This window comes from Streptomyces sp. NBC_01237 (genome assembly GCF_035917275.1).
Lineage (GTDB): Bacteria > Actinomycetota > Actinomycetes > Streptomycetales > Streptomycetaceae > Streptomyces.
The window spans coordinates 7,418,324-7,444,239 of the sequence record NZ_CP108508.1 but is presented as its reverse complement, the minus strand read 5'-3'; the positions used below and the strand labels follow the sequence as shown (position 1 = coordinate 7,444,239).

Sequence of the window (25,916 nt, the reverse complement as noted above, 5' to 3'; positions counted from 1 at the left end):
GGCTGGCGGAAATCCGACATCAAGGTTGCGCGGAAATGCGACACGGCGGCTGTGTGGAAGGTGACATAGCAGCTGTCCGAAGGGGGGACACGGCGGCTGTGTGAAGGGTGACATGGCAGGCGTGTGAACGGTGACATGGCAGGCGCCCACGAAAGCGCGGGCGCCTGCCATGTTCTGCTCCGGACGGGGCGGGGCGGGGCGGATGCGGGCCCCCACGCCTCCGGGTGCGGGGCACGAGCCCTCTACGCCTCCGGGTTCAGGGGGGTGCGAGCCCGACGCCTCCGGTGCGAGGCCGCGGGCTCCCTATACCTCCGGGTTCAAGGGGCGCGGGACCCCTACGCCCCGTCGCCGAAGGTCCACACGGCACGGCTTCCCGGGCCGACGACGAGGGTCGACCGGCCGATCCGCTCGGTGTGCCGTTCCGCCACGGGCCGGTTCAACGACAGCTCGACCTTTCGCAGGCCCGCCCGGTCGCGCGCGACGGCGTCGAGGCGGATCTCGGTGCCCCCGCGTACGGCGACGACTCCCCCGTCCGGCTCGGTCCGGACGACGAACCCGCCCGCCCGCAGCAACGGCACCGTGCGGTCCAGGTCCCCTTCCGTGACCGCGAGGCGGATGGACACCACGTCGCGCATCAGATGGCCGCGGTAGTCGTCGGAGAGGTAGCGCTCCCGGCCGACGTCACCGGGGTAGGAGGCCGGCTCGGTGTTGCCGCGCGGGTCGGCGAAGTACTCCGGCAGGTACTCCATCCCCCAGGCCCCGAACGCGTCGTACTGGGCGGAGGTGAAGACGGCGTCGAACCAGGGCACCGGGACACCGTCGCCGAAGTCACGTGTCTGGCGGAACTCGACGGGGTCGGTGATGCCCTGGTCCCGCAGCCGCTGGATCACCGTCGTCAGGTCTCCGGACCGCTCGGTCGAGACGCCCGTCCCGGCCGATCCGAGGGTGCCGTCCTGGCCGGGCAGATCGCCCACTCCGAACAGTTCGAGATACGTCTCACGGCCCATCAGATAGCGGCCGGTCCAGATCTGTCCATCGGCGCCGGTGGTGGTGCGGACCTGGAAGTTGGCGAAGTCCCGGAGGTAGTCGGAGTGTTCGATGGCGTCGGCGGTCTCCCGGTCGAACACCCCGTAGGCGTGGTTGAAGAAGAGCAGTTGCCGGTCGTGCGGTTGTCGGCTTCCCTCGGCGCGCGCGGTCCCCGTACCGTGCTCGATCACGCCGGGAAGGGTCACCGCGAGTGCCACCGCGAGAACCATGGCCATCCGTAACATCTGGCGAAACAGCATGCGTGGATCGTAGGGCGGGCGGTGGACGGCCGCCGATATTTTCGCGGAAGCCCGGAGCGCGTGGCGAGTGGCGCCGGCCGGGCGGCTCCGGGCCGCCGCCGCCCTGCATGCCGACCCGCACGCAACCCCGCCCTGCCCTGCCCCGGTTGCCGCCCCGCCCGGCCGTCGGCCGCCTGCCCGGCCGCCTTGCCCTCCTGGCCGCCGGCCCCCCGGCTGTCGGCCGCCCGCAGCTACGGGAGTGTCTTCCGCATCAACGTGCACATCGTTTCGTAGCGGCGCGGCGATCCGTCCGGGGCGCGCTCCTCCCACGAATCCGGCTGCCGGTCGTAGGCGACGTAGCCCAGTCGCTCGTAGAGCGCCCGTGCGCGGGGGTTGCTCTCCTCCACCGCCAGTTCGCTACGCCGCAGACCGCGTTCCCTGATCCGCAGTTCGGCGGCTTGGACGAGGAACGTACCGATGCCGCACGACTGCAACGCGGGGTGCACAGCGAGCTGCCAGAGCGTCCCGGCGCCCTCCTTGACCAGATAGTCGATGCCGCCCTTCGCCACGGGGATGTCCGATGCCGGGCAGATCGCCAGGTAGTCGACCTCACCCAGCCGGGCACGCTCGATCTGCTTCGCCACGCCGGTCAGATGGTGGGGGGACCCCGACCACCCGCACGACACCAGGTCCGCGTACGTCAGGTCACGTACCAACAGTGCCAGCACGACGCGGCCCGCCGAGGGCCCCACTCCCGCGCTCATCGGGACCGCAGCCGACGCCAGACGGCCTTCGCCGCGTGATGACCCGACATGCCGTGCACGCCGGGGCCCGGCGGAGTGGCCGAGGAGCAGAGGAAGACCGCCGGGCGGGCGGTGGCGTAGGGAACACGGGCGAGCTTGGGGCGGATCAGGGTCTGGAGTCCGGAGAAGGCCCCGCAGGCGATGTCACCGCCGACGTAATTGGCGTTGCGCGCGGCGAGTTGGGGAGGGCCGGAGAGGGCGCGGGCGAGCACCAGATCACGGAACCCCGGGGCGAAACGCTCCAGTTGGCGCTCGATGACCTCGGTGGCGTCGCCCTGCCACCCGGCCGGGACGTGCCCGTACACCCAGAAGACATGGCGGCCCTCGGGAGCTCTGGACGGATCGATGAGGCTCGGCTGTGCGGTGATCAGGAACGGAACGCTCGGGTCCCGGCCCTCCACGGCGGCCCGCAGCGCGGTGTCGATCTCGCCCGCGGTGGGCCCGATATGGACCGTGCCGGCGCGCCGGGCGTCCTCCGCGGTCCAGGGGACAGGGCCCGACAGCGCGTAGTCGATCTTGAAGGCGGAGGCGCCGTAGCGGTAGCCGCGGTACGTGTCGCCGAGCCCGGCGATCCGGGCCAGGGCGGTCGGCGAGGTGTCGAAGACATAGGCGCGGGCGGGCGGGAGTTCGTCCAGGCGCTTGACCTCGATGCCGGTGCGGATGGTGCCGCCCTGTTCGCGGAGGTACGAGGCGAGGGCGTCGGAGATGGCCTGCGAGCCGCCGCGCGGCACCGGCCAGCCGTTCTCGTGGGCGGCGAGCGCGAAGACCAGGGCGATGGCCCCGGTGGCGAATCCGCTGGTCGGCGCTATGGCATGGGCGCCGAGCCCGGCGATGAGACCTCGGGCCCGGTCGCCGCCGAAGCGCCGGGAGAGCCAGGTCGCGGGCTGCAGTCCGAGTGCGCCGAACCGGGCCAGGCGGTACGGGTCCCGGGGCAGCCCGTCCCACGGGGTGCGCAGGAAGTCGGCGGCGAGGGTGTCCCAGTGGCCGAGGAAGGGGGCGACGAGCCGACGGTAGGCCCCGGCGTCCCGCGGCCCGAGCGACATCGCGCTCCTCCCCACCGACCGGGCGAGCACGGCGGCCGTACCGTCGGGGAAGGGGTGGGCGAGCGCCAGTTCGGGCTGGAGCCACTCCAGGCCGTGGCGGGCCAGGGGCATCTGCCGGAACGCGGGTGAGCCGATACCCAGCGGGTGCACGGCGGAGCACGGGTCGTGCCGGAAACCGGGGAGGGTCAGCTCCTCGGTGCGGGCGCCTCCGCCGACGCGGTCCGCCGCCTCGTACACCTCCACGGCGAGGCCCCGGCGGGCCAGTTCGACTGCGGCGGTCAGTCCGTTGGGGCCCGCCCCCACGACGACAGCATCGAGCATCGACGGCACCTTCGGACTCCTTCGTCAGCCGATGGGCAAGGAACCCAGGATATGAGGCCCCTCGGACAGTGGGGCCGGGGGTGGCCCCTCATCGGCCCCGGCATCCGTCCGACGGGGCCGGTCCGGCCGGTTGCTCGTCCCCGGACCGGCACCGTCCTCTGCTCAGGCGCTCGTGCGCAGCGCGTCGAGGATGCGCCGCGCGGTGGCCTCGTCCCTGGCAGCGGTGAAGGGCAGGTCGTTGCCGCCGGCGATACGGAAGGGGGCGCCGGACAGGGTGGCCTGCGTGCCGCCCGCCTCGGTGACCAGGAGCAGGCCCGCCGCGTGGTCCCAGGCGTACTCCCAGTTGAAGGCGACCGCGTCCGACGTACCGCGGGCCACGGCGAGGTACTCCAGGCCGGCCGAACCGCAGGGCCGGGCGTCGATGCCGTCGGTGCGCAGGCCGAGGAGGGCCCGCTTCTGGGCGTCGGTGGTGTAGTCGGGGTGGGACATCGCCACCTTCAGGACGGCACCCGGAGCGGGCGAGCCGGACCGTATCGGCACGCCGTTGAGCGTGGCTCCCCGGCCGCGTACCGCGACGGCCATCTCGTCCAGTGCCGCGGCGTACGTCCAGGAGGCGAGGAGCTCACCGTGGTGCGCGAGCGCGACGAGTGTGCAGAAGCCCGTCTCCCCGCGTACGAACTGGCGGGTGCCGTCGACCGGGTCGACGATCCACACCGGCGCGTCGCCGCCCAGCGCGTCGTACACCGCCGGGTCGGCGTGGACCGCCTCCTCGCCGACGACGACCGAACCGGGCAGCAGCTTGGTCAGGGAGGCGGTGAGGTGCTCCTCGGCGAGCCGGTCGGCGGTGGTGACCAGGTCGTGGGGGCCGTTCTTCTCGATGATCTCGTGCGCGGCGAGCTGCCGGTACCTCGGCATGATCTCGGCGGCGGCCGCGGCGCGGACCGCCGCATCGACCTCGGTCAGCGGCCCGGTGTCCCCGGCGGTCTCGGCCAGAAAGTCATCGATCATGACTCCAGCTAAGCACGCTCCGCCGGGGACTCCTCGGGCGGGCGGTCAGCGGCCGACCGCGTATCCCTGCATCCCGCGCGGATTGGCGGCGGCGGACAGGATGCCGGTCCTCGGGTCCCTGGCGACCGCGCACATCCGGCCCTCCGACCAGGCGCTGCCGACCGTGACGTCATGGCCGCGGCGGCGCAGTTCCCCGATCACCTCCGGGTCCATGCCCTCCTCGACGGTGACGCTTCCCGGGTGCATGCCGCGGGGGAAGAAGGAGCCGGGGAAGCTGTCGTTGTGCCAGTTCGGGGCGTCGATGGCGCCCTGGAGGTCGAGGCCGCCGCGGACCTCGGCGCGCAGGGCGACGGCGAGGAAGAAGTGCACCTGCCACTGGTCCTGCTGGTCGCCGCCGGGCGTGCCGAACGCCATGACGGGGACGCCGTCGCGCAGCGCGAGGGACGGGGTGAGCGTGGTGCGGGGGCGGCGGCCGGGGGTCAGCGAGTTCGGCAGTCCCTCCTCCAGCCAGGCCATCTGGAGCCGGGTGCCGAGCGGGAAGCCCAGCTCGGGCACGACCGGGTTGGACTGGAGCCAGCCGCCGCTGGGGGTGGCCGAGACCATGTTGCCCCAGCGGTCGACGATGTCGACGTGACAGGTGTCGCCGCGGGTGGCGCCGTCCGGGGCGACCACCTGCTCACCGGCGCCCGCGCCGTGCCCGGCAACGGTCGGCTCGCCCACTCCGGCCGTCGGGATGCCCAGGGCGTCGAAGCCGGACTCGCCGGAGGCGACCGCGTGGGCGTGCGCGCTCAGGAGCGGGGTGCGGCCGTCGGGGCTGCCGGGGCGCAGCTCCAGCGACGCGGTGTCGCTGATCAGGGCGCGGCGCTCGGCGTTGTACGGCTCGGAGAGCAGCGCGTCGAGCGGTACGTCGGTGGCGTCGCCGTACCAGGCCTCGCGGTCGGCCATCGCGAGCTTGCAGCCCTCGATCAGCAGGTGGACGTAGTCGGCGGAGCCGTACGCGGGCAGTTCGGCGGGGAGCAGGGCGAGCTGCTGGAGGAAGGCGGGGCCCTGGCTCCAGCCGGCCGCCTTGGCCAGCGTCCAGCCGTTCCAGTCGTACGTGGCCGGCGCCTCGTACGACGCGGACCAGCCCGCCAGGTCGGCGGCGGTGAGGGTGCCGGTGTGGCGGTTTCCGCTGGTGTCCTTGGTGGGGACGGCGGCCTGGCGGACCAGCGCCTCGGCGATGAAGCCCGTACGCCAGATCGCGCGGGCGGCCTCGATCTGCGCGGTGCGGTCCTCGCCGCCGGTCTCCTCGGCCTCCGCTATCAGACGGCGCCAGGTCGCGGCCAGGGCCGGGTTGCGGAACAGCTCGCCGGCCCGGGGTGCCCTGCCACCGGGGAGGTAGACGTCGGCGGAGGTGCGCCACTCGGTCTCGAAGAGCTCCCGGACGGTCTCCACGGTCTGGCCGATGCGCTCCACGGGGGCGTGGCCGTCCTCGGCGTACCCGATCGCGTAGCGCAGGACCTCCGCGACGGTCCGGGTCCCGTGGTCGCGCAGCAGCAGCATCCAGGCGTCGAAGGCACCCGGCACGGCGGCGGCGAGCGGTCCGGTACCGGGGACCAGGTCGAGGCCGAGGGAGCGGTAGTGCGCGACGGTGGCACCCGCGGGGGCGGGGCCCTGGCCGCACAGCACCTGTACGGCGCCGTCCTTGGGCGCCAGGATCATCGGGACCTCACCGGCCGGGCCGTTGAGGTGCGGTTCGACGACGTGCAGGACGAACCCGGCGGCGACGGCCGCGTCGTAGGCGTTGCCGCCCTCCTCCAGGACGGCCATCGCGGACTGCGAGGCGAGCCAGTGGGTGGAGGACACCATGCCGAAGGTGCCCTGAAGGGTCGGCCGGGTGGTGAACACGGATGCGGCTCCTTGCTGCGACGTGCGAGGTTCTGAGGGACGGGATTCGGGGGTGCCCGGGGTGCTCGGGTCGTTGGGGTGCCCGGGTCGTTGGGGTGCTCGGGGCTCTGGAGTGCTCGGGTCGTTGGGGTGCTCGGGTCTACAGGCTGCAGTGCGGATCGTACGTACGCGCCGTCCTGCTGTACGGCCGTCCTGTCTGTACCGCGGGTCGGCTGTCCGGCTGTCCGTGCCCGATGTCAGGCGGTGGCGCCCGGTGCGGTGGCGTCGGGTGCGGTGCCGTCGTCGGTCACGAGGTGGCAGGAGACCTGCCGTCCGCCGGGGATCTCACGCAGTACGGGGATCTCGGTGCAGCACCGGTCGGTGGCGAGCGGGCAGCGGGTGTGGAAGCGGCAGCCGGGCGGCGGGTCGAGCGGGCTGGGCAATTCGCCGTGCAGCACGATGCGTTCGCGGGAGCGCTGGAGAACCGGGTCGGGGACGGGGGCGGCGGAGAGCAGGGCCTGCGTGTACGGGTGCTTGGGGGCGGCGAAGAGCTCGGCGGTCGGGGCCTGTTCGACGATCTGCCCGAGGTACATCACGGCGATCCGGTCGGCGAGGAATTCGACGGCGGCCAGGTCGTGGGTGATGAACAGGCAGCCGAAGCCCCGGTCGCGCTGAAGGTCGGCGAGGAGGTTGAGCACGGATGCCTGGACGGACACGTCGAGCGCCGAGGTCGGTTCGTCGGCGACGAGCAGATCGGGGTCGCAGGAGAGCGCTCGGGCGATCGAGATGCGCTGGCGCTGCCCGCCGGACAGCTCGTGGGGGTGCCGGTCGGCGTGCTCGGGGCGCAGCCCGACCTGGCCGAGCAGTTGCTCGACCCGTTCCCGTACGGCCGCGCCCCGTGCCCTGCGGTGCAGCCTGATGGGTTCGGCGATGATCTGGCCGATGGTCATGCGCGGGTCGAGCGAGGACGAGGGGTCCTGGAAGACCAGGTGGAAGTCCTTGCGCAGGGGCCGCAGGGCGCGGCGGGAGAGGTGGGTGATGTCCGTGCCGTTGATGTGGACGGTTCCGGCGGTGGGTTCGTCCAGGCGTACGGCGCAGCGGCCGACGGTCGACTTGCCGCTGCCGGACTCGCCGACGAGGCCGACGACCTCGCCGCGTCCGATGGTGATCGAGACTCCGTCGACGGCCCGGACGGTGCCGCCGCCGGAGGCCCCGAAGTGCCGTTCCATGGCGTTGATCTCCAGCACCGGGGGGTGCGGGTGAGGGGTGTCCTCGCCTGCTCCGCCGCTTTCGCGCGGTGCGGGGACGGTCTGTGCGGTGGTCACTTTCCGGCCTCCTGGTCGGGTCGCGCGTCATGGGCGGCGGTCACGGCACCCGCAGCTTCGGCGGCGGTCGCCGCTCCCGCGGCCCCGGTGACGGTTACCTCACCCGCGGCCTCGGCGGCAGTCACTCCACCGGCGTCGAGAGTGGTGGTGGTCGCCTCGCCCGCGGCGTACGGGTGCCAGCAGGCCGTCCGGTGCGCGGCGTCCGTTCCGGCCTGTGGGCCGACGGCCCGGAAGCCGGGGCGGCCCCCGGTGCACGTGGCGTCGGCGCGGGCACAGCGCGGGGTGAAGGTGCAGGCGTCGGGCTGGCTGTCGAGGCTCGGCACGAGGCCGGGGATCTCGGGGAGCCGGCGTTTGCCCTCGCCGCCGGGCCGGAGCACGGCGCCGAGCAGGCCGCGGGTGTAGGGGTGGCGGCCGGAGGAGAACAGGTCGTGGACCGGGGCCTGTTCGACGGCGCGGCCCGCGTACATCACGAGCACCCGGTCGGCGGCGTCGGCGACGACACCGAGGTCGTGGGTGACCAGGACGATGGCGGTGCCGAGGCGTTCGCGCAGTGACTGGAGGACTTCGAGGATGCCCGCCTGCACCGTGACGTCGAGCGCGGTCGTCGGCTCGTCGGCGATGAGGACGGACGGGTCGCAGGCCACGGCGATGGCGATCATGACGCGCTGGCGCATGCCGCCGGACAGCTGGTGCGGGTATTCGTCGACGCGGCGGGACGGGGCGGGGATGCCGACCAGTTCGAGGAGGTCCACGGCGCGCGCCTTGGCCTCCCTCTTGCTCAGTCCCTGGTGCCGGCGCAGCACTTCGCCGATCTGCCGGCCGATGGTGAGGACCGGGTTCAGCGAGGTCATCGGTTCCTGGAAGATCATCGCGATGTCCTTGCCGCGGATCCTCTGGAGTTCCCTCTCCGGTGCGCCGACCAGTTCGCGCCCGCCGAGCCTGATCGATCCGCCGACGCGGGCGGTGGGCGGGAGCAGTCCCATGGTCGCCATCGAGGTGACGGACTTGCCGCAGCCCGACTCCCCCACCACGGCGAGGACTTCACCGGGTGCGAGGTCGTAGGAGACCCCGTCGACGGCGTGCACGGTGCGGGTGTCGGAGCGGAAGGAGACCGAGAGGTCGCGCACGCTCAGGACGGGTCCGGGCTGTGGGCTCCGTACGGTCTCGGGAAGGGTCTCGGTCATCGGGTCCCTCCACGGGGGTCGAGGACGTCACGCAGCCCGTCGCCGAGCAGGTTGAAGGCGAGGGTCGCCGCGACGATCGCCAGGCCCGGGAAGACGGCCAGCCAGGGCGCGGGGGCCAGGAAGGACTGGGCCCCGGAGAGCATCACGCCGAGCGAGGGATCGGGCGGCTGGACGCCGAGGCCGAGGAAGCTCAGCAGCGCCTCACCGATGATCGCGGCGGGGATGCCGACCGTGGCCTGGACGATCAGGGCGGAGGTGGCGTTGGGCAGGATGTGCCGGAAGAGCACGGTGGCGTCGCCGCCGCCGTTGACGATGGCCGCGCCCACGTAGTCCACATGCTTGAGCCGCAGGGTCTCGGCCCGGGTGATGCGGATGACGGCGGGGATCTGGGAGATGCCGATGGCGATGGTCGCGTTGGTCAGCGACGGGCCGAGGATCGCGGCGAGTCCGACGGCGAGCACCAGGAACGGGAACGCCAGCATGGTGTCGGTGAGGCGTGACACCGCACTGTCCGCGAACCGGCCGTAGTAGCCGCCGAGCAGTCCCAGCGGTACGCCGACGACGAAGGCCAGCACCACGGCGACCAGGCCGACCTGCATGGAGGCGCGGGCGCCGTGGACGATGCGGGAGAGCTGGTCGCGGCCGAGGTCGTCGGTGCCCAGCCAGTGCGCCCAGCTGGGTTCGGCGAGTACGTTCCCGAAGTCGGGCTGCGCCGGGTCGTACGGGGCGATGAGCGGGGCGAACAGGGCGGCGAGGATGAAGACGGCGGCGATGACCGCGCCGGTGAGGGCGAGCCGGTTGCGCCGCAGGGCGCGGAGTTTGCCGCCGCCCCGCCTCCTGCGCTCGGTGACCGGTGGCGGCGTGGGGAGCGCCGAGGTCTCTGGGGTCGCTGTGGTCACCGGGCACCTCCGAGCCGGATGCGCGGGTCGATGACCGAATAGACCACGTCGACCAGCAGATTGATGAGGATGTACGCGGCGGAGGTGCAGAGCACCACGGCCTGGAGCGTCGCGTAGTCACGGGTGAAGACGGCGTCGATGGTGAGCTTGCCGAAGCCGGGCAGGACGAAGATCTGCTCGGTGACGACGGCGCCGGAGATCAGATGGCCGAGCTGGAGGCCGAGCACGGTCACCACGGTGACGAGCGAGTTGCGCAGCGCGTGTCCGCCGATGACGGAGCGCCTGGACAGACCCTTGGCGCGGGCGGTGCGGACGTAGTCGGCGGAGAGCGAGTCGAGCATCGCGGCGCGGGTCTGCCGCATCACGACCGCGGCGAGCCCTGAGCCGAGCACGATCGCGGGCAGCACCATGCGGCGCAGGTTGTCGATCGGATCGGTGCCGAAGGGGACGTATCCCGAAGCGGCGAACACGGGGACGGCGATGGCGAATCCGAGGACGAGCACGATGCCGAGCCAGAAGGTCGGGATGGAGAGGCCGATCAGCGCGATGGCGTTGGCGACCCACTCCTCCGGCTTCCCGCGCCGTACGGCGGCGACGACTCCGGCGCCGATGCCGACGACGATGGCCAGGAGCAGGGAGAGCGCGGCCAGTTCCAGGGTGACGGGCAGGGCCTGTGCGATGGCGTCGGCGACCGGGAGTCCGGTACGGGAGGAGGTGCCGAGGTCTCCGGTGAGGGCGTGGCCGATGAACCGTCCGTACTGGACCACGACGTTGTCGTTCAGTCCGTAGCTCTCGCGGATCGCGGCGAGCGCCTCGGGGCTGCGCTCCTCCCCGGCCAGGGCGAGCGCCGGGTCGCCGGGCAGCGCCCGGATTCCGGCGAAGACCACGATGCTGACGAGGAAGAGGGTGATGAGGGACTGCCGCAGGCGCGTCAGCAGGTATTTCGTCATCGGGTGTACCCCGCAGTCTTGACCCGGACCAGTCCGTCGCCGTAGACGCGGATGCCCGCGACGTCCTTGGTGGCGACGACGTAGTTCTTCTGCCGGTAGAGGTAGATCATCGCGTGGGCGTCCTGGACGCGACGGGTGAGTTCGTTGTAGATCCCGGTGCGCCGGGCCGGGTCGGCGACGGTGCGCCCCTGGGCGATCAGCCGGTCGATCTCCGGGTCACCGAGTCCGTAGGCGTTCATGGCGCCCGCGGTCTTGAGGAAGTTGGAGACGTTGCCGTCCGGGTCGAGCCGGCCGGACCAGCCGCTGGTGAAGACGTCGTAGTCACCGGCGTCGGTCTCCGCGAGCATGGTGGCGTACTCGGTGGGCCGCAGCGTCAGCTCGAAGCCCGCCTCCTTGACCATGGCCTGGAGGACCTGGCCGACGCGTCCCTGTTCGGGGGTGGTGGAGGTCTTCAGCTCGATCCTGACCGGGGTCTTCACCCCGGCGTCCTTCAGCAGCTTCCTGGCCTTGGCGACATCGCGCCGGGGGCAGTCCTCCGGTTCGATGCCGGGGGCGATGGCGGACTGCGGGGAGATCGGGCCGCAGGCCGGTTCGTACATGCCCTGGAAGACGACCCTGTTGATCAGGTCGCGGTCGATGGCGAGCTCGAAGGCTTCCCTGACGCGGACGTCCCTGGCGAGCGGGGTGTCGAGTTTCCCGGGCTTCTGTCCGAGGCCGTTCACATTGCCGACGTTGAGGCCGATGCCCTGGTAGCCGAGGGAGGGTGAGTTGAACAGCTGGAGCTTCGGCTCGGTCAGCGCGCTCCGTACGTCGACGGGCCCCATCTGGTCGCCGATCTGGAGGTCGCCGGAGCGCAGGTTGGCGAGGCGGACATTGCCGTCGGGGATGGGTTTGTAGACGACGCCGTCCAGGTGGACCTTGCCGGCGTCGTAGTAGTGCGGGTCCTTCTTGAGCACGATCCGGTCGCCGCCGACGCGCTCGACGAAGCGGAAGGGGCCGACGCAGGAGGGGTGGTTGGTGAAGTCCTTCCCGTACTTCTTGAGCGCGGTCGGTGACATCACCATCCCGGCCCGGTCGGCGAGCACACCGGTGAGGGGTACGTAGGGGTGGTCGAGGACCATGCGGACGGTGAGCGGTCCGGTGGCCAGCGCCGTGCGGACCGGGGCCAGCTCGGTACCGCGCGCCGATCCGGGGAGGTCGCGGTGGCGCAGCAGCGAGGTGACGACCGCCTTCGCGTCGAGCCGGGTTCCGTCGCTGAACGTCAGGCCGGGGCGCACCCGCAGGGTGACGGTGCGGCCGTCGGCCGAGACATCGGGCAGCGCGGCGGCGAGCTGCGGCACCACGGTGCCGTCCGCGTCGATGTCGTAGAGCTTCTCGCACATACCGGCGAAGACCGTGCGGCCCACGAGGGTCTGGGCAAGGGTGGGGTCCAGTTTGTCCGGGTCGGAGTTGAGAGCCACGGTGAGTGTCCCGCCGTCGCGTACGGACCGGTCATCGGTCTTCCGTACACCGCCGACCTCGGTCGCCGAGGACTGCAACGACGCGCAGCCCGAGGTGAGGGACACCAACGCAACTGCCACCAGGGCAACCGCTTTTCGGCGCACGAGGGCCTACCTCCCGCCAGGGGTGATCAAGGGAATATCGCAGACCGTATTTCGCATACAGTCCGCAAGGCAAGAGTTCCGCCCACATAGCGGACAGGATTTTCCTGACGATCGGATAACGGAGCCCGCGAATCGGAGCCGTGGACCGGAGCTGCGCGCCGGGGCCGCGGGATCGGAGCCGTGGACCGCGGCTACGGGCCGGAGCGGCGGTGGACCAGCGGGGTTACGGCCGGGGCCACGGTGGACCGGGGCTACGGACCGGGGCCGCAGGGTCGGGGCCGCGGATCACCAGGCGCGGGCGGCTCGCACCAGGTGGTCACGGACGCGGGCGACATCGGGGTTGGCGGTGGAGCCGGGGCGCTGGACCAGGTACGCGGTGTTGAGCGGGGGGTCCGCGGGCTCGTGCAGTGCGACGAGGGCGCCCGAGGCCAGTTCGGCCCGGCAGAGATAGCGGGGCAGCACCGTGAAGCCCGCCCCCGCCGTGACGGCCGACAGAACACCGCGCAGGTCGGGGACGGTAAGAGCGGCCCGACCGCTGAGACGCCCGCCGAAGACATGGCGCCAGTAGCGGCGGGCGATGGGCAGGTCCTCGGCGTACGTGACCAGCGGGACGCCGTGCAGCACGGCGGGGCCTTCGGCGGCGATCCGCGCCGGGCCGCCCGTGCGTGCCGCCCAGACGGGCGCGGCCACCAGCACGAACTCCTCGTCCATCAGCGGCACCGACGCCAGCGCCCGCCCGCGCGGCCGGGCGGTGGCGATGACCAGGTCGTGGCGGCCCGCGCGCAACTCGTCCAGGAGCGGGTCGGTGAGGCCGGTGACCACCCGCAGCCGTACGCCGTCGGCCACCAGGGACGCCAGCGCGGGCAGCACCTGCACGCACATCGCCTCGGCCGGGCCCGCCAGATGTACGGGCTCGGCCGGGAACTCCTCGTCCGTCGAGCCGAGGCCGCCGCCCGCCACCGCGGCGAGGGCGTCGAGCGGGGCGTCGACCCTGGCGGCGAGTTCGTCGGCGAAGGGCGAGGCGGCGACACCGCGCGGCAGCCGCTCGAACAGCTCGCGGCCCAGCTGCCGCTCCAGGGACCGGATCTGTGTGGTGACCGTCGGCTGCGACAGGCCGAGCAGGCGCGCGGCGGCGGTGAACGATCCGGACCGATGGACGGCGAGGAAGGTGCGCAGGAGATTCAGGTCCGCCGGACGGCCGGGTACTGCGGCTGTCCGGCCCAGTCCCGCCAACCCATTGGATTCCTTATTTCTCATAGAGGCAAGCCTATTGGAGACCTATGGGTCGCCCGGCCTACGGTCGGAGGCATCAGCGACCCGACCTTCGGAGACATGTGACATGGCAAAGATCCTTTTCGTGGTGACCGGTGCCGACCACTGGACACTGGCCGACGGAACCAAGCACCCGACCGGCTTCTGGGCCGAGGAAGCCGTCGCTCCGTACGAGGCCTTCAAGGCCGCCGGCCACGAGGTCGTCGTCGCCACCCCCGGCGGGGTCGTCCCGACCGTGGACCGGGGCAGCCTCGCCCCTGAGGTCAATGGCGGCCAGGAGGGGGCCGACCGCGTCGCCGCGGGACTCGACGCGTTCACCGAGCTGCGCAGGCCGATCGCACTGGAGGGTGTGGACCTCGACGCGTACGACGCCGTCTTCTACCCCGGCGGTCACGGGCCCATGGAGGACCTCGCGGTCAACGCCGACTCCGGGAGGCTGCTCACCGAGGCCCTGGCATCCGGCAAGCCGCTCGGTGTCGTCTGCCACGCACCGGCCGCGCTGCTCGCCGCCACCGGGTCCGACGGCGTCAACGCGTTCGCCGGATACCGGCTCACCGGCTTCACCAACGCCGAGGAGCGCCAGGCCGGTCTGGCCGACAAGGCCAAGTGGCTGCTCCAGGACCGCCTCGTGGAGATCGGCGCCGACTTCCAGGAGAGCGAGCCGTGGGCCCCGTTCGTCATCGTCGACCGCAACCTGCTCACGGGACAGAACCCGGCGTCCTCCGCTCCGCTGGCCGCCGAGCTGGTCAAGAAGCTGGCAGCCTGAGGAACGGCCGCCACGCACGACGGGCACCCCGAGCCGGGCGGGGTGGGGCGGACGGGCTCGCTGCCCGGCTGGGCTCGTTGCCCAGCTGGGCTCGGCGCTCGACTGGGCTCGGCGCTCAACTCAGCTGAGCCTCGGCTCGGGCGTCAGGTTCAGGTGTTCTTGAGGCGTCAGGTCCAGGCGTTGAGGACGGGCGGTTCACAGAGCTCGAAGACCACGTCGCCCTCGTCCGGGTCGACTCCGGCCACGGGCCGCACCCGCGCACCGGCCGCCACCAGGTGCGGAGCGACGCCCACGACACGGCAGCGGAACACGAACCCTTCGGAGAACCGCACGAGGGACTCGTTGCGCGCCGCTTCCGTGTAGCGGTGCACCACCGCGCTCCGTACGACGACCCCGTGTCCGGTGCCGCGTTCGGGCTCCAGATCGCTCGACGCGCACACCGGGCACAGCAGCCGCCGGAAGGAGGCGGTGCCGCACCAGCGGCAGCGGTGGTAGGAGAGGCCGCACTCTTCGTGCGCGCTCCGGACGGTGCCAATTCCTGTCTGGGACACGGCTCTACCCCCTGCGCTCGGCTCGGACGCGCCGCACCTCGATGTCGGCGCGTCCGCACCATATGGCACTGAGTGCCGAGAGGTAAAGGCACTGAGTGCCTACTTTTCGGCCGAACCCTGGCCCACGACCGACTCGATCTGCTGCACGACGCGCCACATCGGGGTGCCCTTGGGGGCGACCATGACGATGACCTCGTTGCCGCCGGACGCCACCGCCCGGGCCGGCACGGGACGCTCGACACCACTCCCCCACACATCCCGCACCATGCCCAGGGCGTGGTCCACGGCAGCCTCGGGATCACCCGCACCACCCGAACGCAGCCACAGCCGCAGCCCGTTGTTGTGCGCGGCGACCACCGAAGCGGCGATCACCTCGGCGCGCAGCGCCTCGTCCCCCGTCTCACCGAACCGGCCCCGCAGATGGCCGGCCAGCGCCTGCTCGTAGCGCCGCACCACGGAGAGTTCGTACGTACGCAGACCGGGTACCTCACGGGTGAGCCGGTAACGCTGCACGGAGAACTGGGGGTTGACGGAATACATGCGCAGCACGATCCGGGCGGCGTCGCACACGGCAGCCACCGGGTCACTGTCGTCGACGGTGGCCAGAAAGGCGGTCACCTCGGCGAGACAGCTTTCGTGGTCGGGGAAGACCGCGTCCTCCTTGGAGGGGAAATAGCGGAAGAACGACCGGCGCCCGACCCCGGCCCGCGCCACGATGTCGTCCACCGTGGTCTGCTCGAAACCGCGCTCCAGAAAGAGCTGAAAGGCCGCCTGGGCGAGCACCTCCCGCATGGGGGCCTTCTTCTCTGGTCTGCGCGCCTCGGTCATGCGGCGAAACGTAGCACCGCAAGGACAGCTTTGGCACTAGGTACCTTTACAGAGGGTACTGAGTGCCATAATCTCGTTACTACGAACCACACCCAGGTAGGAGAGCCGGCGTGAGCTTGAGGATCGTTGTCTGTGTGAAGTATGTGCCCGACGCGACCGGTGACCGGCGTTTCGCCGATGACCTGACGGTGGACCGTGAGGATGTCGATGGTCTGTTGTCGGAGCTGGACGAGTATGCGGTCGAGCAGGCGTTGCGGATCGCGGACGGGGTGGACGGGGCTGAGGTGACCGTGCTGACGGTGGGTCCCGAGGACGCGAAGGACGCGTTGCGCAAGGCGTTGTCGATGGGTGCGGACAAGGCTGTGCATGTGGAGGACGAGGGTCTGCACGGTTCGGATGCGATGGGGACGTCGCTGGTGCTGGCGAAGGCGGTCGGGGGTGCCGGGTTCGATCTGGTGATCTGTGGGATGGCGTCGACGGACGGCACGATGGGTGTGCTGCCGGCGTTGCTCGCGGAGCGGCTGGGGGTGGCTCAGGTGTCGTTGCTGTCGGAGGTGTCGGTGGCCGGTGGTGTGGTGACGGGGCGGCGGGACGGTGACACGGCCAGTGAGGTGCTGGAGGCGTCGTTGCCGGCGGTGGTGTCGGTGACGGACCAGTCGGGCGAGGCGCGGTATCCGTCGTTCAAGGGGATCATGGCGGCGAAGAAGAAGCCGGTCGAGTCGCTGGATCTGGATGATCTGGGGATCGATGCGGGTGAGGTCGGTCTGGCGGGTGCGTGGACGGTGGTGGACGCGGTGGCCGAGCGTCCGGCGCGTACGGCGGGCACGATCGTGAAGGACGAGGGCGAGGGCGGCAGGCGGCTGGCCGAGTTCCTCGCGGGCCAGAAGTTCATCTGAGGCCCGCGTTCCGGGTCCGCTGTTCCGTTCAGTTCGTGATTGCCCTTTTCGTTTCGTTTCGCAGGAGATTGAAGTCCCATGGCTGAAGTTCTTGTCTATGTCGATCATGTGGACGGTGCCGTCCGCAAGCCCACGCTGGAGCTGCTGACGCTGGCGCGGCGTCTGGGTGATCCGGTGGCTGTCGCGGTGGGTGCCGGTGCGCGGGAGACGGCCGGTGTGCTGGGTTCGCACGGTGCGGTGCGGGTGCTGGCGGTGGAGGGGCCGGAGTTCGCGGAGTATCTGGTGGTGCCGAAGGTCGATGCGCTGCGGGCGGCGTTCGACGCGGTGTCGCCGGTCGCGGTGCTGCTTCCGTCGTCGGCGGAGACGAAGGAGATCGCGGCGCGTCTGGCGGTGCGGACGGGTTCGGGGATCATCACGGACGCGGTGGATGTGGAGGCGGGTGAGTCGGGTCCCGTCGCGACGCAGTCCGCGTTCGCGGCGTCGTTCACGACGCGGTCGCGGGTGGTGCGGGGTGTCGCGGTGATCACGGTGAAGCCGAACTCGGCGCCGGTGGAGCCGGCCGGGGCCGCGGGTGCCCTGGAGGATCTCGCGGTGGTGTTCTCGGGTACGGAGAACGCGGCGCGGGTCGTGTCGCGTACGCCGCGTGAGTCGACGGGCCGTCCGGAGCTGACCGAGGCCGCGATCGTGGTGTCGGGCGGGCGCGGGGTCAACGGTGCGGAGAACTTCCCGCTGATCGAGGCGCTCGCGGACTCCCTGGGCGCGGCGGTCGGTGCCTCGCGTGCCGCGGTCGACGCCGGGTGGTATCCGCACTCCAGCCAGGTCGGGCAGACCGGCAAGTCGGTCTCCCCTCAGCTGTACATCGCGTCCGGGATCTCCGGCGCGATCCAGCACCGGGCCGGGATGCAGACGTCCAAGACGATCGTCGCGATCAACAAGGACGCCGAGGCCCCGATCTTCGACCTCGTCGACTACGGCGTCGTCGGCGACCTCTTCGACGTCGTCCCCCAGCTCACCGAAGAGATCAACACCCGCAAGAGCTGACCCCCACACAGCACAACACGCAGCGCGCAACACACAGCGCGCGGGCTAGCACCCCGGGGCCGCACGGTGAAACCCACCGCGCGGCCCCGACCCATTACCGGACACCGTGGAGGGACACACGGCGGGCAGGACGGCGGCATCCGCGTTCTCGGCGGCAACCGCGATCTCACCGGTTCCCCTGCTTCGACATGTGCCAACATAGACACATGTCGAATGCGAAGGTGTCGCCGCTGACGGAGTCCGAGGTCGTTCCGTGCTGCCCGCCCCTGACCGAGCGGGCCCTGACCGCCGAGGAGGCCGTACGCACGGCCGCGATGTTCAAGGCGCTGGGCGACCCGGTGCGGCTGCGGCTGTTCTCACTGGTCGCCTCGCACGACGGCGGCGAGGCGTGCGTGTGCGACATCTCCGATGTGGGCGTCTCCCAGCCGACCGTCTCCCACCACCTCAAGAAGCTCAAAGAGGCCGGGCTGCTCTCCTCGGAACGACGCGGCACCTGGGTCTACTACCGCGTCGAGCCGTCCGTGCTCGCCGCCATGGGACAGATGCTGGCGTCACAGCGCTGAGCACTCCCTCCCGCAGGAGAGGCACGTCGCCCTCGTGCGGCTCGTCCCGTTGTCACATTCGGCGGGGCCGTTTCGTCATGTCTGTGTAACCGTCGAAACGGCAAGGAGATCACCATGAACGCCCGTCTCAACCTCCTCGGCAACCCCGTCGCCGCCAGACTCACGAAGCACATCGTCTCGGCGGGCAAGGCCGTGACGGACTCGACGCTGCCGGCCGTGACGCAGGAGCTGGTGAAGATCCGCGCCAGCCAGATCAACGGCTGCGGATTCTGCACCGACATGCACACCAAGGAAGCCACACACGCCGGTGAGAAGTCGGTGCGCCTCAACCTGATCGCGGTCTGGCGGGAGGCCAAGGTCTTCACCGAGGCCGAGCGGGCCGCCCTGGAACTGACCGAGCAGGGCACCCGCATCGCCGACGCCGCCGGTGGAGTCACCGACGAAGCCTGGGCGAACGCCGCCGAGCACTACGACGAGGACCAACTGGCCGCCCTGGTGGCTCTCATCGCCCTCATCAACGCCTTCAACCGGCTGAACGTCATCGTCCAGCAGCCGGCCGGCGACTACCAGCCGGGCCAGTTCGGCTGACCGCGGCTGCGGCGTGGTGGGCCCCTGGGGGCCACGGTGTCAGATCCGTGACCCCCAGGGGCTGCTGGAGGGATGGCCGTGCCACGGCTGTGGCGCGCGTGCTGCGGACGGCGGCCCGGGCGCGTCGGCTCGCGGTCGCGGGGCGCCGCTTCCGGGGCCGGTGCCAGTGTCGCGGGCAGCCTCGTCCGAGGCCGGTGCGGTGCCGGGTCAACCCCTCGATGGGCACGTCCAGTTGGCCGGACCGTTCGGAATCAGGACCGCGGCTTCCTGAAGTGTTCGATCAGACGTGAGTAGCTGTCGTCGGCGTGACCGTCCGCGAGGGCCCGCTCCACGAGGCTGAGCGTGTAGCTGGGGAATACGGTGTCGATGTGCCGCGCCTCGCTTTCGCGGACCAGGTCCTCGACGGAGGGCCGGTGGTGCTGGAGCGAACCGAACTCCGTCGCGTACGTACCGCGATCCACCTCGTCGGCGAGCACCGGGAAGGATGCCAGAAGCGCGGCGACGGACGGCCCGGCATCGTCCAGGAACCGCTTCACCTCGATGCCCTCGCTGGTCAGCAGGGCGGCAGCGTGCAGGAAGCCGTTGAGTGCGCCCCACATGGTGCCGTGCACGGCCATCCCGTACAGCGTCGGTACACCGGCGTCCGCGGAGACCAGGGTGCTCCGGCCGCCGAGCAGCCCGAGCGTCGGCCGCCATTGGTCGAACACGGCGCCGGAGCCACCGTAGAAGATCACCGTGTCCGCGCCTCCGATGCCCGGAGCGATCGTCATGATCTGCCCATGGAGGTACCGCGCGCCCTGACCCTCCACCCACTCCGCCACGGCCCTGGCCTCGTCCGACGTCCCGTCCGTGAGGTTGACCACGGCGCGGCCAGCCAGCGCGTCCCCCGCCGCTTCCAGAACCTCGCGGGCCGCGGCATTGCCCTGCACGCTGACGACCACGAGCGGGCTCGCCGCGACGGCGTCCCGTACGGTCCCGGTACGCACGGCTCCCGCGGCGACCACGGGGTCGGCCTTCTCCGGCGTACGGTTCCACACCGTGGTGCGGTGCCCGCCGGCCAGGAAGGCGCCGGCGAGGGCTGATCCCATCTCACCCAGGCCGATCACGGTCACGTTCGGCCGGGCATCGGTGTCCTGCGAGGCAGTCGTCATCAATTACCCTCTCTCCGGTTGTGGCGGCCCGGCCCCCCGGCCGGTTCCGCCACGGCTTCTGCGGTGGAACAACACGCTAGAAACCCAACCGCAGTTGAGGTCAAGCGGGACTTCGGGCGCCGTTCCGCCGGACCGTCCCGGCACTCACGTGGCCGGCTCCGGCGCGATCTCTCGGATCAGACCCTCGACCATGGCCTTGATCTCGTCACGAATGGGCCGCACGGCCGCGAGGCCCTGCCCGGCCGGGTCCTCCAGCCGCCAGTCGAGGTAGCGCTTGCCGGGAAAGACCGGGCAGGTGTCACCGCACCCCATCGTGACGCAGACGTCCGACTCCTTGACGGCGTCGACGGTGAGGAACTTCGGGATCCCGGCGGAGATGTCGATGCCGACTTCCGCCATGGCCTCGACGGCCGCGGGGTTGACCGCGTCGCCGGGGTCGGATCCGGCGGAGCGCACCTCCACGCGGTCCCCGGCGAGGTGGGACAGCCACGCGGCGGCCATCTGGGAACGGCCGGCGTTGTGGACACAGACGAAGAGCACAGAGGGCTTCTCGGACATCAGGAGGTCTCTCTTGTCTCACGAACGAAACGAACAAACCAGACGAAACAAAGACATCAGGAGCAGGTGATATCAGTACCCAATGGCATCAGTGGTCAGTGATGTGAGAATATCAGCCCATGATGACGTCAGTCGACACTGAACTGATGCGGGTGCTGGGCGATCCACTCCGGCTCCGGATCGTGACCCTGCTCGCCCGCGAGACGCTGTGCACCACCCACCTGGTCGAGGAGACGGGCGCCAGACAGACCAATCTCTCCAACCACCTGAGAGTGCTGCGGGAGGCCGGGGTCGTGGAGACGGAACCGTGCGGCCGCTTCACCTACTACAGGCTCCGCCCCGATGTCATCGCCCGGCTCGCGGGCCAGTTCGCCGAGTTGGCCGATTCCGCCCGTACCGCAGCAGAGAACAGGAGGGCCTGTCCGTGACCGCCGCGCAAGCACCCGCGACCGGCACGGATACACCGGTCGTCCGGAAGCTGTCGACGCTCGACCGTTTCCTCGCCGTCTGGATACTCCTCGCCATGGCCCTCGGCCTCGGCCTGGGACGGCTCGTCCCCGGCCTCGACGACGCACTGGCGAAGGTGGAGATCGGCGGCATCTCCCTGCCCATCGCGGTCGGGCTGCTGATCATGATGTACCCGGTCCTGGCCAAGGTCCGCTACGACAGGCTCGACGCCGTCACCGGCGACCGCAAGCTCATGATCTCCTCGCTGGTCATCAACTGGATCATCGGCCCGGCCGTCATGTTCGCGCTGGCCTGGATCTTCCTTCCCGACCTGCCCGAGTACCGCACGGGCCTGATCATCGTCGGCCTGGCGCGCTGCATCGCGATGGTCATCATCTGGAACGACCTCGCCTGCGGCGACCGTGAGGCCGCCGCCGTCCTCGTCGCCCTCAACTCCGTCTTCCAGGTCATCGCGTTCGGCCTGCTCGGCTGGCTCTACCTCGACCTGCTGCCCGGATGGCTCGGTCTGGGTGACGGACAGCGCCTCGACATCTCGATGTGGAAGATCGCGCTGAACGTCGTCGTCTTCCTCGGTGTGCCCCTGGTCGCCGGCTTCCTCACCCGCCGCATCGGCGAGAAGAGAATGGGCCGCGAACCGTACGAGGCGAGGTTCCTGCCGAAGATCGGGCCCTGGGCGCTCTACGGCCTGCTCTTCACGATCGTCATCCTCTTCGCGCTCCAGGGCAGGACGATCACCTCCCAGCCCCTGGACGTCGCCCGCATCGCGCTGCCGTTGCTCGTGTACTTCGCGATCATGTTCGTCGGCACCTTCTTCCTCGGCAAGGCGATCGGTCTCGCCTACGACCGCACCGCGACGCTCGCGTTCACCGCCGCCGGGAACAACTTCGAACTCGCCATCGCGGTCGCCATCGCCACCTTCGGTGTCACCTCAGGCCAGGCGCTCTCCGGCGTGGTCGGCCCGTTGATCGAGGTCCCGGTCCTGATCGCGCTGGTGTACGTGTCCCTCGCCTGGCGCGAGAAGTTCGCCCCGGCACCCTTGGGTTCATGACACCGCACGCGCGGGTGGTGGTGATCGGCGTCGGCCGACCGGCCCGGGACGCGGCTCGCGGGATCGCCGAGCCGCTGGAGACGTAGAAGGCGTGCGCCCTTCGCGGCAGGGCGCACGCAAAAGGGCATGGGCGCTGCCGGCTATCACGGCAGCCGACGGGTGGGCGACCGCGACCCTGGGGCGTCAACGGCCCCTGGGACCCCAGCGGTTGGCTTCGAATTCGCGTCTCCGGGCCACCGCCCACCCCCATGCCGCCACCAGGACCACGCCGGGCACCGCCGCCAGCGCGACGAGGGCTCCGTGGAACAGGAGGAGCGGACCCGCTACGAGCCCCGCGACAAGGACTCCCAGGACGAACCCGCCCACCCAGCGGTCGTCGTCCTCGGTCCAGCCCTGGACGCGCAGCCCGGCGAGTATCAGCACCATGAGCCAGAACTCGGTGCCGAACAGCCACCCGAACTCCCCTGTGCTCGCCCGGACCATCCGCGCGTCGACGTACGAAACCATCACCGCCGAAGGACCGACGACGGCCGATTTCCCGGCCGCCGCGAGCAACGATGCAGCTGTCGGAACGTGTCCCAGCACGGACCGGCTCCCGGCCTCTCCCGACGGTCCGTCGTCCCTGTCACCCGTCTCCGTCACCTGGCTTCCTCCCCGCGATGGCAGCTCTCCCGGTGTATGTGACGCACCGATCCTGACAGGTGCCTCTGACAGGCGTCCGCGACAGGCGCTCCGACCGTTGCTCCGCAGGTGCTCCGCGTACGGCGCCCGTCCGGTGCCGCGAGTCGGTCCGGTCTCCCTGCCGGGGCACTCGGCAACCGGACGGGGCTTCGCCGACAAGACCGTTTGACCTCGACCACGGTTCACGTATGAGGCTGCTCCTCAGGCGGCGTTGGCCGCCGCCGGAACGGATCATGCCGATCGAGGAGGGCTCGTGATGACCGAGACAGTGACTCAGTGGATCAGGCAGCACGCCCACCCTCTCACCACCCTGGACCCTGAGGCGCCGCTGACCGATCTCTCGCCTCTGGCGGGCCTCATCGGTGACGCCGAGGTCGTCGCCATCGGTGCCTCGACCCGCCAGTCCCACGAACTGTCCGCTCTCGCGCACAGGACCGTCCGGCTCCTCGTCGAGGACCTGGGGTTCCGCTCACTGGCCTTGGAAGGCGACGACGCGGCGAGGGTCGGACTCGCCGAGTACATCGGAAGCGGTACGGGAAACCCGGAGGCATCGCTGTCCGGCGCACGGTCGTTCTGGCGGACCGAGGAGATGCTCGACCTCGTCCGATGGATGCGCTCCTACAACCGACGCAACCCCGACGACCCGGTCCGGTTCACCGAGGACCTCGGCAGCTCCCGGACGCCCCGGCCCGACGACCGCGCCGGAATCGACCGGGAGCTGGCCGAGAGTGTGAGGCGGTGGCACGAACATTCCGGCGACAGGATCGTCTACTTGGGCGGCCTCGCCCACACCGCCAACGGCGACGCGCGCACCACCTGCCCCACGTCGCCGCCGGTGACGCACCGGAACGCGGGCGGTCATATGCGCGAGTACTTCGGATCGGGTTACCTGAGCATCGGCCTGACGTTCCACCACGGCATGGCTCCGTACCCCGTTCCCGCTCCCCCAGCGGAGTTCGCCGACGCCGTCCTGGGCAGCGCCGGCCTGGACACCTATCTCCTGGACCTGCGCGATGACGCCCCCGCCGCGGTACGGGCATGGCTCGACGCTCCGGCGAGGACGCGCGTGATCGGTCCCGTCTACGACCCGGCCGACAACGCCGCCGACCGTCTCTCCGGTGGGTCGTTGGCCGACTGGTTCGACATCCTCCTCCACTCCCGAGTGGTCACCCCCGTGCGCTTCCTCGAACAGGAGCCGTCCCCGGCGGCGCGGCAGATCGGGCAGGGTGCCGTCGGGGGAAAAGGCTCAGTGATCATGGCCGACGGGACCAGAGCCGTGAAATGAGCGGATTAAACCGCACGATGGTGGCGTTATGCCTGATCAGCGCCGATTCGCACCGAGGCGGGTCGGGTGGAACTGGAGGCATGGCTGTGCACGGTGAGTACAAGGTCCCCGGCGGCAAGCTCGTCGTAGTGGATCTGGACGTAGAGGGTGGGGCGCTGCGCAACGTGCGGGTGGCCGGGGACTTCTTCCTGGAACCCGACGAGGCGATCCTCGCCATCGACGCGGCCCTCGAAGGCGCCCCGGCCAACACCGACACCGCCGGTCTCGCCGCCCGGATCGACGCCGCGCTGCCCGCGTCCGCGGTGATGCTCGGGCTGACCACGGAGGGCGTCGCCGTCGCCGTGCGCCGGGCCCTGGCCCAGGCCACCGAGTGGAGCGACTACGACTGGCAGCTCATCCACGAAGCGCCCCAGTCCCCCGCCCTGCACATGGCCCTCGACGAGGTCATCACCGCCGAGGTCGCGGCCGGCCACCGGCCGCCGACGCTCCGGGTCTGGGAATGGGCCTCCCCCGCCGTGATCATCGGCAGCTTCCAGTCCCTGCGCAACGAGGTCGACCGGGAGGCCGCCGCGCGGTACGGCGTCGACATCGTGCGCCGGATCTCGGGCGGGGGCGCCATGTTCGTGGAGCCCGGCAACACCATCACGTACTCGCTCTCCGTGCCGGACTCCCTCGTCTCCGGACTCTCCTTCGCCGACAGTTACGCCTATCTGGACGACTGGGTCCTCGGGGCCCTCGGCGACATGGGTATCCGGGCCTGGTACCAGCCGTTGAACGACATCGCCACGGACGCCGGGAAGATCGCGGGCGCGGCGCAGAAGCGGGTGGTGGGCCGGGAGGGCGCGGTGCTCCACCACGTGACCATGTCCTACGACATCGACGCCGACAAGATGCTCGAAGTGCTCCGGATCGGCAAGGAGAAGCTCTCCGACAAGGGCACCAAGAGCGCCAAGAAGCGCGTCGACCCGTTGCGCCGCCAGACGGGGCTGCCGCGCGAGATCGTCATCGACAACATGATCGACTCCTTCCGCAACCGGCACGGGCTCACCCCCGGCAAGGTGACCGGTGAGGAGATGGCGCGCGCCGAGGAACTCGTACGCACCAAGTTCGGGACGGCGGAGTGGACGGCGCGGGTGCCGTAGCCCCTGCCGTCATCACCTCGCGGCCCTCGTCCCCTGCCCCTCGTCCCTCGCTCTTCGCCCCCGCGTACGGCCGAACGGCGTCTCCCGGCGCGCGCCGGACCCGATTCCGCGTCGTCATGGGAGTCGGGGCCCGCGTTGTGCGGGCCACGTACCGCTGTGGCCATCGCCACCGGGGCGAGGAGACGCCAGGATGAAACGCATGACCGGGAAGGCCGCCTCGGTGGCCGTGGTCGCCTTCTTCGCCACCGCGGCCACCGGCTGCGGTGGCGGGGACAGCGGCGGATCGTCCGCCTCCGCCTCTCCCTCCGCATCGCTGTCCTTCTCTGCCTCCGCCTCCGCTTCCGCTTCGGCGGGGCCGGCTGCCGGGACCGTGGCGACCGCCACCGGTGCGCTGGGCACGTTCCTGGTCGACGGTGACGGCCGCACTCTGTACCTCTTCGAGGCCGACACCTCCGCCAAGTCCACCTGTACGGGCACCTGTGCCGCGGCCTGGCCGCCCGTCACCGTGACCGCCGAACCGGTCGCGGGCAAGGGGGCGAAGGCGGATCTGCTGGGCACCACCGCACGGGGTGACGGCAAGAAGGAAGTCACGTACAACGGTCATCCCCTGTACTACTTCGGGGGCGACACCAAGGCCGGTGACACCAAGGGGCAGGGCTCCACGGCGTTCGGCGCCACGTGGTACGTGATCGATCCGGCCGGCAAGAAGGTCACCGGTCCGGCATCGCCCAGCGGGCAGCCGACCAGCGGCCGGCCGACCGGTGGCGGGTACTGAGCGCCTTGCCGCCCCGGTCGGTCCCTTCGCCCCCG

At 71.0% G+C, this 25,916-nt stretch carries 26 protein-coding genes; 10 read left to right on the top strand and 16 right to left on the bottom strand.

Going from position 1 to position 25,916, the window contains the following annotated elements:
- Nucleotides 1-335: 335 nt before the first annotated feature.
- From OG251_RS33040 to OG251_RS32990, 11 genes are all read right to left on the bottom strand, one after another.
- Nucleotides 336-1,262, bottom strand: a complete 927-nt coding sequence (locus OG251_RS33040; RefSeq protein WP_442818440.1) for a DUF5829 family protein — start codon at nt 1,260-1,262, stop codon at nt 336-338.
- A 254-nt stretch (nt 1,263-1,516) separates the two neighbouring features.
- Complete coding sequence (locus OG251_RS33035) at nt 1,517-2,029, bottom strand: GNAT family N-acetyltransferase (RefSeq protein ID WP_326680534.1); 513 nt, start codon at nt 2,027-2,029, stop codon at nt 1,517-1,519.
- Nucleotides 2,026-3,441 (bottom strand): phytoene desaturase family protein, encoded by a 1,416-nt coding sequence (locus OG251_RS33030; protein WP_326680533.1) that lies wholly within the window; start codon nt 3,439-3,441, stop codon nt 2,026-2,028. The genes OG251_RS33035 and OG251_RS33030 overlap by 4 nt, the downstream gene beginning before the upstream one ends.
- Nucleotides 3,442-3,594: 153 nt before the next feature.
- Nucleotides 3,595-4,440 (bottom strand): inositol monophosphatase family protein, encoded by an 846-nt coding sequence (locus OG251_RS33025; protein WP_326680532.1) that lies wholly within the window; start codon nt 4,438-4,440, stop codon nt 3,595-3,597.
- A gap of 45 nt (nt 4,441-4,485) precedes the next feature.
- The gene (locus OG251_RS33020) at nt 4,486-6,327 is read right to left on the bottom strand and encodes a gamma-glutamyltransferase family protein (protein ID WP_326680531.1); all 1,842 of its coding nucleotides are present in this window, start codon (nt 6,325-6,327) and stop codon (nt 4,486-4,488) included.
- A gap of 236 nt (nt 6,328-6,563) precedes the next feature.
- Nucleotides 6,564-7,535, bottom strand: coding sequence for an ABC transporter ATP-binding protein (locus OG251_RS33015; protein ID WP_326681499.1), 972 nt, complete (start codon nt 7,533-7,535; stop codon nt 6,564-6,566).
- 92 nt (nt 7,536-7,627) lie between these two features.
- Entirely contained in the window at nt 7,628-8,815 is a 1,188-nt protein-coding gene (locus tag OG251_RS33010) for an ABC transporter ATP-binding protein (RefSeq protein WP_326680530.1), read from the bottom strand.
- Nucleotides 8,812-9,624: an ABC transporter permease gene (locus OG251_RS33005; protein ID WP_326681498.1), complete on the bottom strand. Its 813-nt coding sequence runs from the start codon at nt 9,622-9,624 to the stop codon at nt 8,812-8,814. The genes OG251_RS33010 and OG251_RS33005 overlap by 4 nt, the downstream gene beginning before the upstream one ends.
- 86 nt (nt 9,625-9,710) lie before the next feature.
- The gene (locus OG251_RS33000) at nt 9,711-10,664 is read right to left on the bottom strand and encodes an ABC transporter permease (protein WP_326680529.1); all 954 of its coding nucleotides are present in this window, start codon (nt 10,662-10,664) and stop codon (nt 9,711-9,713) included.
- Nucleotides 10,661-12,244 carry an ABC transporter substrate-binding protein gene (locus OG251_RS32995; RefSeq protein ID WP_326680528.1) on the bottom strand — a complete coding sequence of 528 codons (1,584 nt, stop codon included), beginning with the start codon at nt 12,242-12,244 and terminating at the stop codon, nt 10,661-10,663. The genes OG251_RS33000 and OG251_RS32995 overlap by 4 nt, the downstream gene beginning before the upstream one ends.
- A gap of 309 nt (nt 12,245-12,553) precedes the next feature.
- Nucleotides 12,554-13,525, bottom strand: coding sequence for a LysR family transcriptional regulator (locus OG251_RS32990; protein ID WP_326680527.1), 972 nt, complete (start codon nt 13,523-13,525; stop codon nt 12,554-12,556).
- Nucleotides 13,526-13,607: 82 nt separating this feature from the next.
- Between OG251_RS32990 and OG251_RS32985 the strand changes: the two genes are divergently transcribed.
- The gene (locus OG251_RS32985; protein WP_326680526.1) at nt 13,608-14,306 is read left to right on the top strand and encodes a type 1 glutamine amidotransferase domain-containing protein; all 699 of its coding nucleotides are present in this window, start codon (nt 13,608-13,610) and stop codon (nt 14,304-14,306) included.
- Nucleotides 14,307-14,473: 167 nt separating this feature from the next.
- On the opposite strand, the gene OG251_RS32980 is transcribed toward OG251_RS32985, so the two are convergent.
- A complete protein-coding gene (locus OG251_RS32980; RefSeq protein WP_326681497.1) occupies nt 14,474-14,842 on the bottom strand; it encodes a Zn-ribbon domain-containing OB-fold protein in 369 nt (122 codons plus the stop codon).
- Between the two features lie 114 nt (nt 14,843-14,956).
- Complete coding sequence (locus tag OG251_RS32975) at nt 14,957-15,649, bottom strand: TetR family transcriptional regulator (RefSeq protein WP_326681496.1); 693 nt, start codon at nt 15,647-15,649, stop codon at nt 14,957-14,959.
- A gap of 146 nt (nt 15,650-15,795) precedes the next feature.
- Here OG251_RS32975 and OG251_RS32970 point away from each other — a divergent pair, with 146 nt between their 5' ends.
- The 4 genes from OG251_RS32970 to OG251_RS32955 all read left to right on the top strand — a co-directional run bounded on the left by OG251_RS32970 (nt 15,796) and on the right by OG251_RS32955 (nt 18,773).
- Complete coding sequence (locus OG251_RS32970; protein WP_326680525.1) at nt 15,796-16,581, top strand: electron transfer flavoprotein subunit beta/FixA family protein; 786 nt, start codon at nt 15,796-15,798, stop codon at nt 16,579-16,581.
- A 78-nt stretch (nt 16,582-16,659) separates the two neighbouring features.
- Nucleotides 16,660-17,622, top strand: a complete 963-nt coding sequence (locus OG251_RS32965) for an electron transfer flavoprotein subunit alpha/FixB family protein (RefSeq protein ID WP_326675893.1) — start codon at nt 16,660-16,662, stop codon at nt 17,620-17,622.
- Between the two features lie 206 nt (nt 17,623-17,828).
- Nucleotides 17,829-18,185: an ArsR/SmtB family transcription factor gene (locus OG251_RS32960; protein WP_326680524.1), complete on the top strand. Its 357-nt coding sequence runs from the start codon at nt 17,829-17,831 to the stop codon at nt 18,183-18,185.
- Nucleotides 18,186-18,299: 114 nt separating this feature from the next.
- Nucleotides 18,300-18,773, top strand: coding sequence for a carboxymuconolactone decarboxylase family protein (locus OG251_RS32955; RefSeq protein WP_326680523.1), 474 nt, complete (start codon nt 18,300-18,302; stop codon nt 18,771-18,773).
- Nucleotides 18,774-19,024: 251 nt separating this feature from the next.
- Here the strand turns inward: OG251_RS32955 and OG251_RS32950 are convergent, their stop codons facing one another.
- Both OG251_RS32950 and OG251_RS32945 read right to left on the bottom strand, forming a co-directional pair.
- Nucleotides 19,025-19,924 (bottom strand): NAD(P)-dependent oxidoreductase, encoded by a 900-nt coding sequence (locus OG251_RS32950; RefSeq protein ID WP_326680522.1) that lies wholly within the window; start codon nt 19,922-19,924, stop codon nt 19,025-19,027.
- Nucleotides 19,925-20,068: 144 nt separating this feature from the next.
- A complete protein-coding gene (locus OG251_RS32945; RefSeq protein ID WP_326680521.1) occupies nt 20,069-20,482 on the bottom strand; it encodes an arsenate reductase ArsC in 414 nt (137 codons plus the stop codon).
- A 119-nt stretch (nt 20,483-20,601) separates the two neighbouring features.
- Between OG251_RS32945 and OG251_RS32940 the strand changes: the two genes are divergently transcribed.
- Complete coding sequence (locus OG251_RS32940; RefSeq protein ID WP_326680520.1) at nt 20,602-20,910, top strand: ArsR/SmtB family transcription factor; 309 nt, start codon at nt 20,602-20,604, stop codon at nt 20,908-20,910.
- On the top strand, nt 20,907-21,998 hold the full coding sequence (arsB, locus tag OG251_RS32935; RefSeq protein ID WP_326680519.1) for an ACR3 family arsenite efflux transporter: 1,092 nt from the start codon (nt 20,907-20,909) through the stop codon (nt 21,996-21,998). Before OG251_RS32940 ends, arsB begins: the two co-directional genes overlap by 4 nt.
- Before the next feature lie 183 nt (nt 21,999-22,181).
- Here the strand turns inward: arsB and OG251_RS32930 are convergent, their stop codons facing one another.
- Nucleotides 22,182-22,640: a hypothetical protein gene (locus tag OG251_RS32930; protein WP_326680518.1), complete on the bottom strand. Its 459-nt coding sequence runs from the start codon at nt 22,638-22,640 to the stop codon at nt 22,182-22,184.
- Between the two features lie 295 nt (nt 22,641-22,935).
- On the opposite strand from OG251_RS32930, the gene OG251_RS32925 reads away from it, so the two are divergent.
- The 3 genes from OG251_RS32925 (at nt 22,936) to OG251_RS32915 (ending at nt 25,881) form a co-directional block, all read left to right on the top strand.
- On the top strand, nt 22,936-23,964 hold the full coding sequence (locus OG251_RS32925) for an erythromycin esterase family protein (RefSeq protein WP_326680517.1): 1,029 nt from the start codon (nt 22,936-22,938) through the stop codon (nt 23,962-23,964).
- Nucleotides 23,965-24,050: 86 nt separating this feature from the next.
- Nucleotides 24,051-25,106 carry a lipoate--protein ligase family protein gene (locus tag OG251_RS32920; RefSeq protein WP_326681495.1) on the top strand — a complete coding sequence of 352 codons (1,056 nt, stop codon included), beginning with the start codon at nt 24,051-24,053 and terminating at the stop codon, nt 25,104-25,106.
- A gap of 190 nt (nt 25,107-25,296) precedes the next feature.
- Nucleotides 25,297-25,881, top strand: a complete 585-nt coding sequence (locus OG251_RS32915; RefSeq protein ID WP_326680516.1) for a COG4315 family predicted lipoprotein — start codon at nt 25,297-25,299, stop codon at nt 25,879-25,881.
- The last annotated feature ends 35 nt before the right edge of the window (nt 25,882-25,916 follow it).